This is a genomic window from Neoaquamicrobium microcysteis (genome assembly GCF_008180155.1).
GTDB lineage: Bacteria > Pseudomonadota > Alphaproteobacteria > Rhizobiales > Rhizobiaceae > Aerobium > Aerobium microcysteis.
Genome location: NZ_VSZS01000005.1, coordinates 1 through 223 on the forward strand (window position 1 = coordinate 1; position 223 = coordinate 223).

Genomic DNA, 223 nt, shown 5'->3' on the forward strand with positions numbered 1-223 from the left:
CGTCGTGCCGCCCTGGTATTCTTCAGGCTTCAGCTTGCGGCTGCGCGCGCGGGCGGCAAGGTCCTTCATCTCGTTGGAGATGACCGACAGCGTCTTTTCGTCGGCCCTGCGGACGATCGGCGTGATCAGACCGCCCGGGATGGAGACGGCGACGCCGACATCGGCATGCCTGTGCTTCAGCATGCCGCCCTCGGTCCACGAGACGTTGGCGTCGGGCACCTGC

1 protein-coding gene is annotated in these 223 nt (G+C 66.8%); it reads right to left on the bottom strand.

The annotated features are described in order from the left end of the window. A partial coding sequence (locus tag FY036_RS00010) for a 2-oxo acid dehydrogenase subunit E2 (RefSeq protein ID WP_201744654.1) occupies positions 1-223 on the bottom strand: 223 nt, incomplete at both ends.